The organism is Burkholderia contaminans (assembly GCF_029633825.1).
GTDB classification, from domain to species: Bacteria; Pseudomonadota; Gammaproteobacteria; order Burkholderiales; family Burkholderiaceae; genus Burkholderia; species Burkholderia contaminans.
Genome location: NZ_CP090642.1, coordinates 134,602 through 150,017, shown reverse-complemented (window position 1 = coordinate 150,017; position 15,416 = coordinate 134,602). Strand labels below are relative to the sequence as shown.

The 15,416-nt window shown below is 61.0% G+C and carries 13 protein-coding genes and 2 pseudogenes; 4 read left to right on the top strand and 11 right to left on the bottom strand.

All coding sequences use genetic code 11. From position 1 onward, the window contains the following. The first annotated feature begins 27 nt into the window (after positions 1–27). Positions 28–684: a hypothetical protein gene (locus tag LXE91_RS32940; RefSeq protein ID WP_223274443.1), complete on the top strand. Its 657-nt coding sequence runs from the start codon at positions 28–30 to the stop codon at positions 682–684. A 346-nt stretch (positions 685–1,030) separates the two neighbouring features. On the opposite strand, the gene LXE91_RS32935 is transcribed toward LXE91_RS32940, so the two are convergent. Both LXE91_RS32935 and LXE91_RS32930 read right to left on the bottom strand, forming a co-directional pair. Next, positions 1,031–1,588, bottom strand: coding sequence for a phospholipase D-like domain-containing protein (locus LXE91_RS32935; protein ID WP_135370797.1), 558 nt, complete (start codon positions 1,586–1,588; stop codon positions 1,031–1,033). Positions 1,589–1,986: 398 nt separating this feature from the next. Continuing rightward, positions 1,987–2,283, bottom strand: a complete 297-nt coding sequence (locus LXE91_RS32930; RefSeq protein WP_039370804.1) for a hypothetical protein — start codon at positions 2,281–2,283, stop codon at positions 1,987–1,989. 665 nt (positions 2,284–2,948) lie between these two features. Between LXE91_RS32930 and LXE91_RS32925 the strand changes: the two genes are divergently transcribed. Both LXE91_RS32925 and LXE91_RS32920 read left to right on the top strand, forming a co-directional pair. After that, a complete protein-coding gene (locus LXE91_RS32925; protein ID WP_076841461.1) occupies positions 2,949–4,367 on the top strand; it encodes a competence protein CoiA family protein in 1,419 nt (472 codons plus the stop codon). 407 nt (positions 4,368–4,774) lie between these two features. Continuing rightward, positions 4,775–5,350, top strand: a complete 576-nt coding sequence (locus LXE91_RS32920) for a hypothetical protein (RefSeq protein ID WP_039370806.1) — start codon at positions 4,775–4,777, stop codon at positions 5,348–5,350. 513 nt (positions 5,351–5,863) lie between these two features. Here the strand turns inward: LXE91_RS32920 and LXE91_RS32915 are convergent. The 9 genes and pseudogenes from LXE91_RS32915 to glnT all read right to left on the bottom strand — a co-directional run. Further along, positions 5,864–6,150: pseudogene (locus LXE91_RS32915) on the bottom strand (IS66 family transposase); the annotation flags it as partial. A gap of 52 nt (positions 6,151–6,202) precedes the next feature. Next, entirely contained in the window at positions 6,203–6,553 is a 351-nt protein-coding gene (gene tnpB / locus LXE91_RS32910) for an IS66 family insertion sequence element accessory protein TnpB (protein ID WP_039370807.1), read from the bottom strand. Beyond that, positions 6,529–7,033, bottom strand: a pseudogene (gene tnpA, locus LXE91_RS43815) (IS66-like element accessory protein TnpA). The gene tnpB and the pseudogene tnpA overlap by 25 nt, the downstream one beginning before the upstream one ends. A gap of 161 nt (positions 7,034–7,194) precedes the next feature. Continuing rightward, complete coding sequence (locus tag LXE91_RS32900; RefSeq protein ID WP_052760042.1) at positions 7,195–7,641, bottom strand: response regulator; 447 nt, start codon at positions 7,639–7,641, stop codon at positions 7,195–7,197. A gap of 861 nt (positions 7,642–8,502) precedes the next feature. Further along, positions 8,503–9,900, bottom strand: a complete 1,398-nt coding sequence (locus LXE91_RS32895) for an ammonium transporter (RefSeq protein ID WP_039370808.1) — start codon at positions 9,898–9,900, stop codon at positions 8,503–8,505. A gap of 189 nt (positions 9,901–10,089) precedes the next feature. After that, positions 10,090–11,451, bottom strand: coding sequence for an FMN-binding glutamate synthase family protein (locus LXE91_RS32890; RefSeq protein ID WP_039370809.1), 1,362 nt, complete (start codon positions 11,449–11,451; stop codon positions 10,090–10,092). A 25-nt stretch (positions 11,452–11,476) separates the two neighbouring features. Continuing rightward, the gene (locus LXE91_RS32885) at positions 11,477–12,166 is read right to left on the bottom strand and encodes a GltB/FmdC/FwdC-like GXGXG domain-containing protein (protein ID WP_039370810.1); all 690 of its coding nucleotides are present in this window, start codon (positions 12,164–12,166) and stop codon (positions 11,477–11,479) included. After that, entirely contained in the window at positions 12,154–13,062 is a 909-nt protein-coding gene (locus LXE91_RS32880) for a class II glutamine amidotransferase domain-containing protein (protein ID WP_039370811.1), read from the bottom strand. Before LXE91_RS32880 ends, LXE91_RS32885 begins: the two co-directional genes overlap by 13 nt. 12 nt (positions 13,063–13,074) lie before the next feature. Further along, positions 13,075–14,463 (bottom strand): type III glutamate--ammonia ligase, encoded by a 1,389-nt coding sequence (gene glnT / locus LXE91_RS32875; RefSeq protein ID WP_172625604.1) that lies wholly within the window; start codon positions 14,461–14,463, stop codon positions 13,075–13,077. Positions 14,464–14,709: 246 nt separating this feature from the next. Between glnT and LXE91_RS32870 the strand changes: the two genes are divergently transcribed. Next, positions 14,710–15,312 (top strand): helix-turn-helix domain-containing protein, encoded by a 603-nt coding sequence (locus tag LXE91_RS32870; protein WP_039370812.1) that lies wholly within the window; start codon positions 14,710–14,712, stop codon positions 15,310–15,312. Positions 15,313–15,416 lie beyond the last annotated feature (104 nt).

Genomic DNA, 15,416 nt, shown 5'->3' with positions numbered 1-15,416 from the left:
CGCTAAGCCCACTCTTCCGCGTATCTCATGCAATTCAAAGCAGCTCGAGAAGCCTACGCTGGAACCGTCGACGCGCTGGTTTCTTTCATGTACGACTGCCGGTTCGACGCATCCGGCCTCACCACCGCAATGCTTTCGCTGGCACTTGAGTATGTCTACCAGTCCCACCCGCGATTCTGGCGGGACTTTAACATGACGCTCCTCATTCGGGCGCTCACCCTCCGCATCCCAGATTGGCGGGTTGCAGCCAACACCCCGGGTCATGTCTCAAAAGGCGCAAATAGGCTGCTCACCGACGTCGCGGATTACGTGCGTGTCAACGCGTTCGACGAAGCAAATGCCGAAATGCTGAGGGCGTTGCCGGTGCACATGCGACCAACGGATGGAGCGTCCGCTTTCGATTGGATTTCCGCTCAGTTAGCCAGGAAAGGAATGATGGCAGAATTCGAGTTCGCACAGCGAGACGGCTATGTCTGCGGCGACGGCGCGCTCGATGTCTTGCACTGCCTTGAGGAAGCGGCACTCGGGCGAACCGTTGAAAGGACTGGGACGCTCGTCGCGAAGGTATATCGCGACGCAACCATGAAGGAGCATGCCGAAGGTTTAGCCAGGCAATCAGCCGCGAGAAGTCGCAATGCCAACACCGCTAGTTGCCGCCACCAGGTGAAACACAGCGTTGCATAGACATGATCATGCAATAAGAGGATGGTCTCGCAAGCTGCTGCTGCGAGCTCAAGCAGCGTGTGGACTGTTGACTTCATTTGGCCAACGTTCCGTGTCCAGCAGCTGACCCAAGCAATACGGGTGCACATCGCGTGGCCGGAAACTGACGAGCCTACCGAAGTTGAGATTTTCTATAGTTTCCACAGACTTTCCGGTGTCAGCGATTTATTATGCAAAATTAATGCGCGTTGAGGCGAGTCGACAATCCAGATCGCTTCGATATACATTCCCGACTATGCGGCGACCGAGTGGCGCCCCCACTCTGCGTCAAATCGATTGCCGTACCTTTCTTAATTTTCGTTAAGGACTAGAATTTTACGTAAAATTTCTTGGTAAATATAGGCTCCAGATTCAGAAGGAGGAGATTTAATTCAACCTGAGCATCTGGCCCATCAGTGTCATTGATTAAAACGTCAACCTCAATATTACTTTCCGAATTTGTCAGCCCGAGCGCCCTCGAGCTGATGTTGCTGCTCCCGATAACCGCCCCGGAAACTCTATTTAGATCCCTATCTACCATCAGAGCCACCTTGGCGTGCCAACTAGGGACAAGGTAGGTTGTCACGTCCGGCTTCTGAATACCATACTCGTCGGCCTCTTGCTTCACGCGCCCCGCGAAAGCTTTAACATTGCGTTTTAGCTCCAATAGACGTTTTTCGGTCAAGGCGGGTGTGTCTTGCTTCCAAGCGCCAACAACAAGTTCGATACTTACGCCACAGTTTAAAATCCGATTAAAAGGAAGGTCCTCAAACCAAGTTAAATACCCCGCCGAAATAATTAGTCTGTTGCCCGGGCATTCTAGCAAATCCTCGATCAAGGTTATATTCGAACCATGCGTCACGGATGTCCTGATACTTGTTTTCATGTTTTGTGTGGTTTAGGTTTGCGGAAACTTTTAATGTTTAGTATTGCGAAACAGCTCATCAATCCGGTCAAGATGGTGCGCAACCGACCCGCTGCTTCGACTCTGAGACATCAGATTGAGAGTCCTTAAGAGAATACTGGGCAAACAACACTTAACGGCGGCAAGACAAATCGTAGTCCCACCTTGAACACCAGCACACGCCTAGACAGCAAAGCGCCCGAATTCGGCAGAGCGCGGTGGTGTAAGATTCGGCGCAACGGTGAATCGTACCGGACCACTCCAGCCTAATCGAACCGCCGGAACTATTTACATCTGAAGACCTGCGAACGCCGTCGGACGGCCCAATCAGGTAGGGCTGATCGGGACCGTTGCCGTGCATCAGCGACACAAAGACAAAGTTAGAGCGCGATGTTGATTGACCGGTACAACTTCTGAACGCCGGTCATATAAGTGACCGTCTCGCCAGACGTCAGAAAAACCGCTGGCACAGTTTGTTCCGCCTCGCGCAACACGCCAAGTACACCTTCCGCGTTCTCGTTCGTGAACCCAAACGCCCCGTCGAGAACAACGACAATTTGCCCTGCGCCCAACGGATTTGGGAGAGCCCTGAGATTGATTTGCTTCCCCGAGTTCGCAACCAAATCTCCAAGCTCATCCGTGTTGTATAAGTCAAAGCCTTTAAACCTGACAGTCATCTTGTTTTCCTTTTGTTGAACAGCCTGATTTGCGCGAATCGATTTCGCGCTTCAAGATTATCACGCGCACACGATCTCGATCCGGTCATCTTGCCAGAATTACTCGTTCCGCCCGCTCGTTAGTCGATTCCATTCAGAGGGGCCTGGCACGGCCGGAGCGCCGCCTGCGGCGACGCCGGCGTTTCAAGCTGACAGTTGCAGCCCTGCTAGCGATGAGTGTTATCGGCCCATGGTGCTGGTCACGCCTACATCCCGTCGCAACCACGCAGACCGCGCTGCGCCCCAATAAACATGGAACGCAGCCGCAGCGTCATTATCGACATTCGGTCGCAGCAGTGAAAGCGCCCGCCGCTCCAACCCCTTCGGCACCACCGATCACTCAGCCTGTCATCACAACCGAACCACCGCCGGCCCGTGTCGAGCCGCTGCCACCATGCCCGACGGGCATTGACCGGCTGGGGTGCGTACCAGATAGTGCAACGCTGCGACAGCTACGTGGTGGTTAAGCCGAACCGAGATGGTGCGTCACTTCTGACAGACGCGACCGCTTCGCTAGCACTTGAGCCCGTCCACCAGCCTCGTCATTGCGCAGTATCGTATATTTGGGGGCGCCTCCGAGATACTGCTGCCATAGTCTGCCACGTCACCTTCGCTTTCATTGCCAATTGAAGATACCGTTTGCACTTGATGGGAAAGGACGCGTCGTCGATATTCACGACGTTCCGCCTTCCGTCGAGGGTTCCTTTCGCTGCGCCGAGTGCAAACAACTCGTAATGCGAAAGCAAGGCAACGTGCGTCTCTGGCATTTCGCGCACAAGGCCGAGACTGCCTGCACAACGGCGTTCGAGACAACGCTACATCTCCTTGCCAAGCAGATTCTGGTTGAAAGCGACACCCTACGCGCGCCCGCGCTGGTGTGCCAGTTGCATGAGCAACCGAGCCGTGCAGACATCACGCTGTGCGTCGAGCACACGCTCCGGTGGGACGTGGCGGGTGAGACGGAAGTCTGGGTCGATGGCATCCGGCCGGATTTTCGAGGTGTTTGCCAGGGAAAGGTCATTTTCGTCGAGGTGACAGTTACGCACGAGCCGGACCTTCTAAAACTGGAGGCACTGAAACGACTTCAAACACCGGCCCTCGAAATTGATCTGTCGGCTGCACCGCGCGCCGTGACGGTGCCGGAAGCCCGGCGACTCGTGATTGACGCGATCGAAAATAAGCGCTGGTTGTTCTACCCAGGAGAGACCGAGGCAAAAGCGCAGCTCACTGCCTTGCGGAACCAGCGCGACGCCGCGGCCTACGCCGCGCTCGACGAGGTGTACCGCGAAGAACGTCGACTTGACGTTGCACTCAACGCCGCACGCGCCGACGCAATAGCCGACCGCCTCATGAAAATTGAAAAGAACAATGCCCGTTTCCGGTCCGCCACGCCGGCCGAGAAGCTGGCGTTCCTCACGGCAAAACTGGGCACGCCCGTCACGGCATGGCCGGCCATCCTTGGACACAACGTACGGGGTGCGTCTGCCATCAAGGTGTCTACGCGTATCTGGCAAGCCGATGTGTTCCGCAGGCACATACTGCGGCAGCGCGCGCGCAACCCACATCAAAGCGTGACCGTCGAGGAAGTGGCCGACTGGCTGATTGAACGCAATGACATCGCCTTGTCCGAATCGACCTCCGTACGCGTTGCCGTCTGGGACTTTCTTTCCGTGCTCGAGCGCGCGGACTATCTGCGCCGGCGCGTGCGGCAGGAATTCGAAATCCTTCGGGACGTACTCGGTGACGAGACGCAAGTGCCAAGCCAGGAAGCCAAAGCTAGGACCCTGGAGACCGTCACACATGGATACTGCTGGGCGCGCGCCGCTGCCGACGTATCGCAGTTCTGGTCCGCTGTGCGCAAGACAGGGGTCCATGTTGCACCCAGCGACGCTACGACACTCCTGCGCGCGTGGCAAGAACCACGGCATCGGATTTCGAATGAGGCGGTCTACGCTCAAAGCGTCGCAACAAGGTTGCGTATTCCAGTCGAGAAGGCTGTTGAACTTCTGGCGGCGGCCGGCGTGTTCGTGCGGGCTGTCGTCTGATGCCCTTCCCAAATCCCACCCATGTAACGGTTCCCGCTACGGAAGTTTGATCGAGTGGCCGTCACTAAATTGGGCATGCACGCCTGTTAACCTGCCGAACGCTTGACGCGTGCATCACCAAGTTGGGAAAACCTTCGAAATCCGTGCCAACATCACGTTCGCCGCGTATCGTTCGACAGCGCCAACGCTTGCCGTCGCCCGGGCGTGCCATAACAGGCGGCTCCAGGGCTCCAGCCAACGGGACGCCGGGGTGAAATTGTGCCGCGTTGCACTATGGCCTACAGGTATATGGGTGGCAATCCGTGGGGAGCCAACTTGGCCCGGGGCTCGACAATAAGCGAATATTTTCGCCGTCATGCCCAAGCAACGCAGCTATACGGGCCAAGTCCCACTCATCTGCGTTGCCCATGCAATCCAAAGTAACTCGAGAAGCTCACGCCGGAACCGTCGACGCACTGATTTCTTTCATGGATGACTGCCGGTTCGGCGCATCAGACCTGACGGCCGCGACCGCTTCGCTCGCGCTCGAATACGTTTATCAACCCCATCCGCGCTTCTGGCGGGACTTCAACGTGGCATTCCTCGTCCGGGCACTCACGCTGTGTGTTCCCGATTGGCGCGCCGCCATCGATAGCGCCCGTCACGCTTCAGGAGGCGCGACAAGGCTGCTTGCAGACGTCGAGCAGTACGTGCGCGTCAACGCGTTTGACGAAGCGAATGCCGAAATGCTTAGGTCGTTGCCGGTCCACATACGACCGACGGACGGAGCCACCGCGTTCGAATGGCTTTCCGCTCAGTTTACGAGGAAAGGGATGACGGAAGAGCTCGAATTCGCGCGGCGAGATGGAGATATCTGCGGCGACGGCGCGCTCGATATGTTGCACTGCCTTGAGGAAGCAGCAGTTGGTCGAAACGTTGAGCGGACGGGAATGCTCATTGCCCGCGTGTATCGCAATGCGGTCATGAAGGAACATGTGGTGTGAGTGTCGTCCGGCTAGCCAGTGGGACAGTTTGCTGGGCGCGAGAAAGCGATCGCTACTCCGAATGAATTGCGCGTCGCCCTGACCATCCTTGCGCAGAGCTTGAGTTTGCCGGAATCTCGACGAACTCGAAGCGTCGGCGCAGTGCACGGTCGATCGCCTGCACCGAGCGGTCGGACATCTCGACGCTATCGGTCGATCGCGTGTCGTCGTCGTTGTGAATCGCGTTTGCCGCGTCGACGTCGCGCGCAGCGCGCCGCTCGTCAGGGTGTCGCGCTGCGTCGTGAGCATGCGGCGCATCACGCGCACGTAGATCCCCGGCACGCCGCAGTGCGCATGCAGCGTCGCTTCGTCGAGCCCTTCGAGGTACGCTCGGCACGGGGCGAAGTTGGCCGGAGTCGGGCGCAACATCGCGCGGGCGGGTAAAGCGCGCACGCCATTCGCCTCCGGTCGGCCCGAGTGCAGCCGCGCGGTCCAGCCGAGCCCCCAGCTGACCAACACAAGCCGGCGAGGCCGAGGCCCAGATGCACGGCCACCACGCGTGTGAGCTACAACCGACGTTCCGGGCATGTCCTCGCATGCGGGCGCGTCGGCAGTCGCCGCCAGTGCTTATGTTTCATTTTAAACGGGCCAAACTAGTCGGAATGGCGCGTCTCGCTCGAGGCGCCGAACAGTTCGTACTTGTAGGCCCGCAGCTTCTCTTCGGCCAGATCGCGCTGGGCCGTTACGAGCCGAAGTTCACCGCGCAGCGCGTCACGTTCGGCGCTAGCGGCAATCAGCGCCTCGTACTCCTCAGCGCTCAGCGTGACGGGGGTGTTCGGCGTGGTCGGTTAGACCATTCCGTGCGCGTGTTGTTCAGCTCATTCGCGCGTAATATCGCTGGGGATGCTTCTGAATCACGGCCAGATCGATTCCGTCGAGCAGCCAGTGCAACTGCTCGGCGCTGAGCGTGATCGTTTCACCTCCGTTTGGCCAGATGAAGCGATCGGCTGCGAGGCGCTTGAGCAGCAACCAGAAGCCGTTGCCACCCCAGCCGAGGATCTTAATTCGATCACGACGTCGGTTGCCGAACACGAACAGCGCCGAGGTCATCGGGTTAAGGTGCATCGCCTGTTCGACCAGGATCGACAGCCCGTTGATGCCCATGCGGAAGTCGACCGGATTGCGTTGCAGATAGATCTTCAGCGCTTCGTCGAACCGGAACACGGCAACCTCCCCAGCATCTGGATCACCGTGGCGAGCTCATCGACGCTTGCTTCGCCAAGATCAAGCTCAACACCATTGGTCAGACGCACGTGCAGCGATAGTGCCATTGCTCGAATCGGCGGTACCGGCTCCGGTAGCAGTGCTGGTGACGAAGGGGGAACCGCGACAACTGGCACGAACGCCGATGGTGTATTAGGGAGGTCGATCGCAACGCCGTCGGAAATTGCAGGCGTCCGGGCTACCCGCTCATGTTCGAGCTGGGCCTAGATCTTTTGGTAGCGCGCAATCCAGCTGCGTAGCAGGTTCGGATTGAGGTCGTGCTCCATCGCAGTCCGGGCTATTGAAACGCCCGGCCGGAGGCAGATCTGTACCAATTCATCACGAGCCGCATCGTCATATTCCCGACGACCAGTCGGCTCCGTAGGTCTTGTTTCTCACTCATACACTCTGATACCAGCTGTCCACGTGGACACGTAGCATCAGAGTGCAGCGATTTCTACACAAGGGCGCCGTTATTCGATCGCTTACAATATAACTATGTAAAATTATTCGGAATACTCTGAAATAAGGTAGGCGAACATGGACTTCGCTCTATTGCTGTCCTCGCCGGGCGATCGTCGGCCGGCAGATGCGCTGCGTGCTCAGCATAGGCCCGCACGTGTCGAACTGTATGGAGCACCCCCACGCTCATCGCCCCCGCCCGAGGACAGTTTCTCGATTAGCAGTTGGAGGTTCACCGGCTTGGGCAGGTGGTCGTCAAATCCTGCCGCGATTGCGGCGTCTCGATCCTGTACCGAAGTGAGGCCCGTGAGGGCAAGCGCGTAGATACGGCGTCGCTCGCCTTCACGCGAGCGAACGCCGCGCAACAGCGCATAGCCGTCTGCGCCAGGCATGGCCAGGTCGCTTATCAGAATGTCGAATGAGCCTCCCGTGAGGCGGGCGAGGGCTTCCTCCGCGATGTTGGCCGTCTGGACATGTGCGCCCAGACCGAGCAGCAAGTGCGCCAGTGCCTCCCGTGCCGGTATGTCGTCGTCGGCCAGTAGAACCGATAAGCAATCTTTTCGGATCAGCGGTGACTTAGAACTCACCCATCACGTTCGTCCGCGCTCGGTGCGCCACTGCAGGAATGGGAATCGGGCAGGCTTTTAACTCACAACAAAGCGCTGCAGTCCCAGTCCAGCCTGCAGATAGCGAGACGAGACTCAGACACTGCGGCAGATCTGCAGCTCGCGGCGCACGAAATATGCTAAGTAGCCGATTCTGATCAAGCAGCGCAGTGGATCGGAACTGCCCTATCCCGTATTGATCACCGCCAGCGCGAAGTGGTAATTCCGCCAGAGCGATCGAACTTTGGCCATCGACAGTGGAAAATGAAGTTCTTTCGTTCGGGGCAACCGTGACATCGCTTGCTCCCATTTATCACGTCGATCTGTTCTAACCGACCTGCGTCTTCGGTGTTCGTGCTCGTGACCTGCATTCCAAGTAACCGTGGTCAACCCAGCTCGGCATCGGTTCGCGCGCGACCTGTACATGGCGGCTTGGCGGCTGGCACGAAACCGGCGTCGCGAGATCGCCTGCATGAACTACTCGTCAAACGGCAAGACAGACCAACTTTATCAATCTTTCGCGTGCTGCCGTCGATTCATCAGCGGGATCAGCTGTAGGAGCGGCCAATAGCCCGCCCCTGACCGATCGCGCCTCGCCTCCGATCATCACATCGTTACCGATGTCAACGAAACATCTACCGCCACGACTCCGACTAGCGCCAAGGTCAACGATGTGACGCAGTTGTAGCAGCTAGTCGGTGCGTTTCGCTCTGTAATGCGGCCCTAACGAGCCATACGTGCGATTTTCCCAGCTTACGGCTCGTGCAAAGGGCGATGCAGTTCCTCCGCCCCAGATAGCACTGCAAACCGGCGCAAGGTGCGCGTTTGCGACTACGCTGATCGTCACGAATGGTATGCAGTCTCCCCGTGCGAACTGACATCGAGCCCCTCGCGTTCACCCTCGCCGTCGACTCGCAGACCTATCGTCATATCGACGAGCTTGAATGCGACCACCGACACGACCGCAGACCAAACGAGCGACGTCCCGACGCCCCAGCACTGTGCAATCAGCTGTTCACCGATGTGGTAGTCGCCGACCTTGTTCGCGACGTAGTCGTAGATCCCGGTTCCGCCTAGCGACGGCGACGCGAATACGCCGGTGAGCAGCGCGCCCGCGATGCCACCGATGCAGTGCACGCCGAAGACGTCGAGCGAATCGTCGACGCCAAGAAGGCGCTTGAGCCCATTGACGCCCCAATAGCAGACGATGCCCGCGATCAAGCCCATCGCGATCGCGCCCATCGGCCCGACGAATCCACACGCCGGGGTGATCACGACCAGCCCGGCGATCGCGCCGGACACCGCGCCGAGCATCGACGGCTTCTTCTTCAGCGACCACTCGACGAAGGTCCACGACACCGTTGCCGCACATGTCGCCAAAAGCGTCGTGACGAATGCGAGCGTAGCCGCGCCGCTCGCCTCGAGCGCGGAACCCACATTGAATCCGAACCAGCCGACCCACAGCAGCGAACCGCCGATCATCGTCATCGTCAGGTTGTGCGGCGCCATTGTCTCCCTGCCGAACCCCGCCCGCTTGCCGATCATGATCGCGCCGACCAGTGCCGAGATGCCCGCATTGATATGCACGACGGTGCCACCTGCGAAATCGATCGCACCCTTCTGGAACAGGAAACCAGCGGTCGCATTGGCCTTGTCGGCCGCCGCAGCGCTCGTATAGGCATCGGGGCCCGGCCAATACCAGACCATGTGCGCGATCGGCAGGTACGAAAAGGTGAACCACAGCACCATGAACGCCAGCACTGCAGAGAATTTCGCGCGTTCGGCGATGCCTCCCACGATCAGTGCGGGCGTGATCGCGGCGAACGTCAACTGGAACGACACGTAGATGAACTCCGGAATGACGACGCCCTTGCTGAACGTCGCAGCGGTGGAATCCGGCGTGATGCCGAGCAGGAACGCTTTGGAGAGCCCGCCGAAAAACGCGTTGCCCTCGGTGAACGCGACGCTGTAACCGTATACCGCCCACAGGACGCCGAGCAGGCAGAACACCACGAGCGTCTGCATCAGGATCGACAGCATGTTCTTGGCGCGCACCATTCCGCCGTAGAAAAGGCCAAGCCCAGGTGCCGCCATCATCACGACGAGCAGCGTCGCGACGATCATCCACGCGGTGTCGCCCTTGTTCGGCATCGGCACCGCGGCCACCTTGTCGTCCGCGAACGCGGGCAGCGCCAACATCACGAGCCAGGCCCACAGAATCCAGCTAATCGTCTTTTTCATGTCGTTTCCCAGAATCAAGGCATGCGCCGCACCACGATGCACGTGCGAACCGATGACCCACCAGCAACATAAGGAATGGCCGCGACACCTTGCGGATATACCGAGCGAGTCGCGCCGTCCGAATCGGCCGACGACACGGCGCCGCATACCGCGATGCGGCGCCGTGTCATGCGAACCGTCACACCCCGGTCACGACCGCTCGCCGGGAATCCACGACGTGCCGGCCAGTGGCACGCGCGCCATCGCGGCCGCCTCCACCGTCAGCGCGACGAGATCTTCCGGTTCCAGGTGATGAACGTTCTGCTTGCCGCATGCGCGCGCGATGGTGGTCAGCTCCATGTTCAGCGTCTTCAGGTAGTTCCGCACACGGCGCGCGCCCTCTTCCGGCTCGAGACGCTTTTCGAGGACCGCGTCCTGCGTCGTCACGCCCACCGGACACTTGCCGGTATGACAGTGGTGGCAGAAACCCGGCGACGTATGCAGCGCTGCGTAATCCGCCGCGGCCGAATGGAGCATGCCGTCCTGGAAGTACGATTCGCTGTTGCAACCGAGTGCCATCAGCACACCCTGGCCGATCGCGACGGCGTCCGCGCCGAGCGCGAGCGCCTTGGCGACGTCCGCACCGGTGCGAATGCCGCCCGACACGATCAGTTGAACCTGCCCCTTCATGTTCAGGTCCTCGAGCGCGGCGACGGCCTGACGAACCGCCGCCAGCGTCGGAATGCCGACGTTCTCGATGAAGCAGGTCTGGGTGGCCGCCGTGCCGCCCTGCATCCCATCGACCACGACGACATCCGCGCCCGCATGCACCGCGAGCTTCACGTCGTTGAACGTGCGCGTCGCGCCGACCTTCACGTAGATCGGCTTTTCCCAGTCGGTGATCTCGCGCAGCTCCTGGATCTTGATCGCGAGATCGTCCGGGCCGGTCCAGTCAGGATGGCGGCTCGCCGAGCGCTGGTCGACGCCCGCCGGCAGCGTGCGCATCGACGCCACGCGCGGATTGACCTTCTGCCCGAGCAGCATGCCGCCGCCGCCCGGCTTCGCGCCTTGCCCAATCACGACCTCGATCGCATCGGCACGCCGCACGTCGTCGGGATTGAACCCGTAGCGCGACGGCAGGCACTGGTAGACGAGCGTCTTCGACGAACGGCGCTCTTCCTGCGTCATCCCGCCGTCTCCGGTCGTCGTCGACGTGCCGGCCGCCGTGGCCGCCCGGCCGAGCGCTTCCTTGACGTTCGCCGACAGCGCGCCGAAGCTCATCCCGGCCACCGTGATCGGGATGTCGAGCACGATGGGCTTCTTCGCGAAGCGCGTGCCGAGCACGGTCTGCGTCGTGCACTTCTCGCGATAGCCTTCGAGCGGATAACGTGACAGCGACGCACCGAGAAACAGCAGATCGTCGAAGTGCGGGACATGACGCTTCGCCCCGAGGCCGCGAATCTCGTACAAGCCGCGCTGGGCGGCCGTGTGGATGTAGTCGATCGTCTTGCGGTCGTAGCCGTACGACTCTTCCTGCTGCAAGCGGGCGAAATGAATGGGTTTGACTTCCATGGCGTTGTCTCGATGGAACGTGGATTCAATATTCCTGGTTCGCGTCGGCGTTCCAGTGGTAGAGCGTGCGGGCCGAAGCAATGCGCCTGAACGCGCGCGGATCGTGGTCGAGCCCAGCCGCATCGAGCAGCGCCGCGACGGCACTGATGTCGGCGTCGGCCATCGGCTCGAACTGCGCGTCCGCGCCAAGCGACTTCACTTCACCCTTCACGTAGAGCACCGCTTCGTACAGCGAATCGCCGAGTGCGTCGCCCGCGTCGCCACAAATCACCATCCGGCCGGCCTGTGCCATGAACGCGGAGAAGCTCCCGACCGAACCGCCGACGACGATGTCGCCGCCCTTCAGCGAGATACCGCAACGCAACCCGGCATCGCCGTCGATTACGAGCAGCCCGCCGTGCGCGGAGGCACCCGCGCCGTTCGACGCGAAGCCCTTCACGTGCACCTTGCCGCTCATCATGTTTTCCGCGACGCCGGTCCCGGCGCTGCCCTCGATGACGATCGTCGCGCGCTTGTTCATGCCGCCGGCGTAATAGCCCGCGTGGCCGTCGATCGTCACGGTCACGTCGGCGTCCACGCCGACCGCGATGTTGTGCGCGCCGTTCGGCGAGGCCACGACGATCGCCTGTCCGTCGAGCACGTCCGCGCTGCCGTGCAGGTACTGGTTGACGTCCCTGACGGTGGCGCGTTCAAGGTCGAATGTCATGCGTTCCATACGTACATCTCCTCGGGTGCGGGTTCGAATACCTTGGCGTTCCTGATGTCGGGCAGATGCGCGAGCGAGCGGAACTCCGACGCGATCGCGACGTAATCGTCGTTCTCGGCGACGACGGCCGGCTTGCACGCGAACGGGTCGCGAATCAGCGCCAGCTCGGTGGGCGTCCCCATCAGGAACGTGTAGAAGCCGTCGAGCTCCTCGAAGCCCTTCTGCAGTGCCACCGGCAGCGTGTCGCCCTCGCGCAGTCGCCATTCGAGGAAGCGGCACGCAGCCTCGGTGTCGTTGTCGGTATCGAAATGAATGCCCTTCGGCTCCAGCTTTCGGCGCACGCCGTAAGGGTTCGACAGCGAGCCGTTGTGGACCAGGCAGAAATCCTCGCCGGCCGTGAACGGATGCGCGCGATCCGGCGTCACCGCCGACTCGGTCGCCATCCGCGTATGACCGACCAGGTGAGAGCCCTTGAGGCCACCGAACGCGTAACGCGCGGCGATGTCGGCGGGCAGGCCGATGTCCTTGTACAGGTCGATCGAGCGCCCGGCCGACAGCAAGTACACGCGTGGGTAGTGTTCGTTCAGCCAGTGCCTGACCGTGTCGGCCTGCGCGTGGACGGTCAGCACCGCGTGGTTCCCCTTCGCATCGACGCGCGCCCCCGTGTCGACGGACGCCTTCAGCCGGTCGAGCAGCACGTCCCACGGAAAATGCTCGCCTTCGTCCGTAAAGCCCGAGTACAGGCTCAGCTTGCGCTGGTTCGGCTCGACCGCGTCGCCGAACACCGCGAGGCCGGCCGAGTCCGGGCCGCGTTCGGTCATGCCGATCAGCATCGGCACCATCAGCTCGCCGAGCCGGTCGCGCAACGCCGGTGTCTTGACCAGCAATCCTACGATTCCACACATGTTGCTTGCTCCTCAGAAAAATTCGACGTACTGCTTGATTTCCCAGTCCGATACGTGGCGCATGTATTCCAGCCACTCCATTCGCTTGAGCTTGATGAACTCGTTGACCACCGGTCCGAGCGCATCGCAGATCGTCCGGTCGGCTTCGAGCGCGTCGAGCGCCTCGCCGAGGGTTTGCGGCAGCACGCCGATGCCGTGGTCGCGGAGTTTCTGCGCGGACCACTCGTACAGGTTCTCGTTCGCGGGCGCGCCCGGCGACAGGTCGCGGTCGATGCCGTCGAGCCCGGCGACGATCACGGCGGCCGTTGCGAGATACGGGTTGCATGCACCGTCAGGCAAGCGCAGTTCGATCCGGCCGCCCGGCATCCGCACCATCGTCGAACGATTGTTGTCGCCGTAGCTGATGTACGCAGGCGCCCAGGTCGCGCCGGTCAGCGAGCGCCCGACAACGAGGCGCTTGTACGAGTTCACCGTCGGGTTGCAGAGCGCCGTCAGCGCGGGCGCGTGCGCGAGCAGGCCCGCCGTGAACCGATAGCCGAGCGTCGACAGACCCATGCCCAGGGCGTCGCCGTCGTCGGCGAACAGGTTGCGCTTGCCGTCGCCGATCGACATGTGCATGTGCATGCCGTTGCCCGGACGGTTCGCGAACGGCTTCGGCATGAACGAACAGATCATGCCGAGCTCGTTCGCAATTTCCGACGCAGCCATCTTGAAGAACACGTAGTGATCGCACGACGTCAGGCAATCGGTGTACGTGTAGTTGATTTCGAACTGGCCGTTCGCATCCTCGTGGTCGATCTGGTAGACGTCGATGCCGACCGCACGCAGCGATTCGGTGAGCTTTTCCAGGAACACACGCGTGCGGGACAACCCCTTGTAGTCGTAACAGGGCTTCGCCAGCGTATCGCTCGGATCGCACGGCTCGAGCGTGCCCGACGCCGAGCGCTTCAGCAGCGAGAACTCGGGCTCGAGGCCGGTAAAAAGCGTCCAGCCGCGCTCGGTCAGGCGGGCAACCTGCTTCTTCAGCGTCACGCGCGAATCGAACGCCCACGGTGCCCCGTCGACGTGACCGTCGCACGCGATGCGCGCCAGCCCGGATTGCCACGGCACCGGCGTCAGCGTCGCGAGGTCGCCGACCGCCATGTAGTCCGGCCCGTTCGGCTCGATGCCGACGCCCCAGATCGCGAAGCCCGCGAAGCCCGCGCCCGCGGTCAGCACGCTGCCCAGATGCGCGACCGGCACCGACTTCGCCTTGGCCACGCCGTGAATGTCGACGAATTGCGCGAGCACGTACTTCACACCGTGTTGCGCAAGATATGTCTGCGCTTCGTCCACCGAGTCGAAGCGGGGTACGCTTCCGAGCGCGTTGGCTGGCAACGGGCTCGCATCGTTCAGGTTCATCGTCTCTCCTTGCAACTGCTTCGTTCACTGGTTTGCGGAAGCCGCCCGACTGGTGAGCGGCCCTATTGCGCGACATGGGCAAGCACCGTGTCCGGTACGTTGCGACCACTTTCTGCATGCGAAGGGATTTATTGATGTGAAACAATAATTCCCTCCATGAAACTTTCGGCGCGCAAGCCGGCGATCCTGACCGTGCCGGCGCGCACGCCGCAATCTGCTACCCTTGCCCCTTTTTCGAGGTCGACGATGCATACCGCTGACGACAGCAAGCCCCCGCTCGAACGCTATCTCGGGTCGACCATCCGCGAGCTTCGCCAGCGCCATGGCCTGACCATCGCCCAGGTCGCCGAACAGGCCGGCATCAGCCGAGGCATGCTGTCGAAGATCGAAAACGCGCAGACCTCGACCGGCCTCGACGTACTCCACCGCATTGCGCAGGCGCTCGGCGTCTCCATGGCCGTGCTGTTCCGCAACTTTGACGTCCCGCAGGGCGGCGCCCAGCTCGTGAAGAAAGGCGCCGGCATGGAGGTCGTCCGCAAAGGTACGAAAAGCGGCCACACCTACCATCTGCTCGCCTACGACCAGGGTCCGCGCAAAATCTTCGAGCCCTTCCTGATCACGATGGAGGACCAGGCGGAACGCTTTCCCGTATTCGAGCATCCCGGCACCGAGTTCATCCACATGCTCAAGGGCGTAATCGAATACCGGCACGGTCAGCAGACCTACATCCTGCATCCGGGCGACACCTTGACGTTCCGCGCCGACGTACCACACGGCCCGGAACGCCTGATCAAGACCCCGATCCAGTTCCTGTCGATCTTCGTCTACGGACCACCCGCCGACGAATAAGCATCTCGTCGCAAGAAGTAACGCAAGCCTCGTGCCAGGTTTATCTACAGGAATCAAAGATTCCCATGGATAAACAATTCGAGCGGAACGGCGCCTGTGCGTCA

What these genes read in the sequence shown, in the direction of transcription:
- LXE91_RS32895 (WP_039370808.1), bottom strand. Translation starts at nt 9,900, where the DNA reads ATGAAAAAGACGATTAGCTGGATTCTGTGGGCCTGGCTCGTGATGTTG.
- LXE91_RS32940 (WP_223274443.1), top strand. Translation starts at nt 28, where the DNA reads ATGCAATTCAAAGCAGCTCGAGAAGCCTACGCTGGAACCGTCGACGCG.
- LXE91_RS32870 (WP_039370812.1), top strand. Translation starts at nt 14,710, where the DNA reads ATGCATACCGCTGACGACAGCAAGCCCCCGCTCGAACGCTATCTCGGG.
- LXE91_RS32885 (WP_039370810.1), bottom strand. Translation starts at nt 12,166, where the DNA reads ATGGAACGCATGACATTCGACCTTGAACGCGCCACCGTCAGGGACGTC.
- LXE91_RS32890 (WP_039370809.1), bottom strand. Translation starts at nt 11,451, where the DNA reads ATGGAAGTCAAACCCATTCATTTCGCCCGCTTGCAGCAGGAAGAGTCG.
- LXE91_RS32935 (WP_135370797.1), bottom strand. Translation starts at nt 1,588, where the DNA reads ATGAAAACAAGTATCAGGACATCCGTGACGCATGGTTCGAATATAACC.
- LXE91_RS32880 (WP_039370811.1), bottom strand. Translation starts at nt 13,062, where the DNA reads ATGTGTGGAATCGTAGGATTGCTGGTCAAGACACCGGCGTTGCGCGAC.
- LXE91_RS32920 (WP_039370806.1), top strand. Translation starts at nt 4,775, where the DNA reads ATGCAATCCAAAGTAACTCGAGAAGCTCACGCCGGAACCGTCGACGCA.
- glnT (WP_172625604.1), bottom strand. Translation starts at nt 14,463, where the DNA reads ATGAACCTGAACGATGCGAGCCCGTTGCCAGCCAACGCGCTCGGAAGC.
- LXE91_RS32930 (WP_039370804.1), bottom strand. Translation starts at nt 2,283, where the DNA reads ATGACTGTCAGGTTTAAAGGCTTTGACTTATACAACACGGATGAGCTT.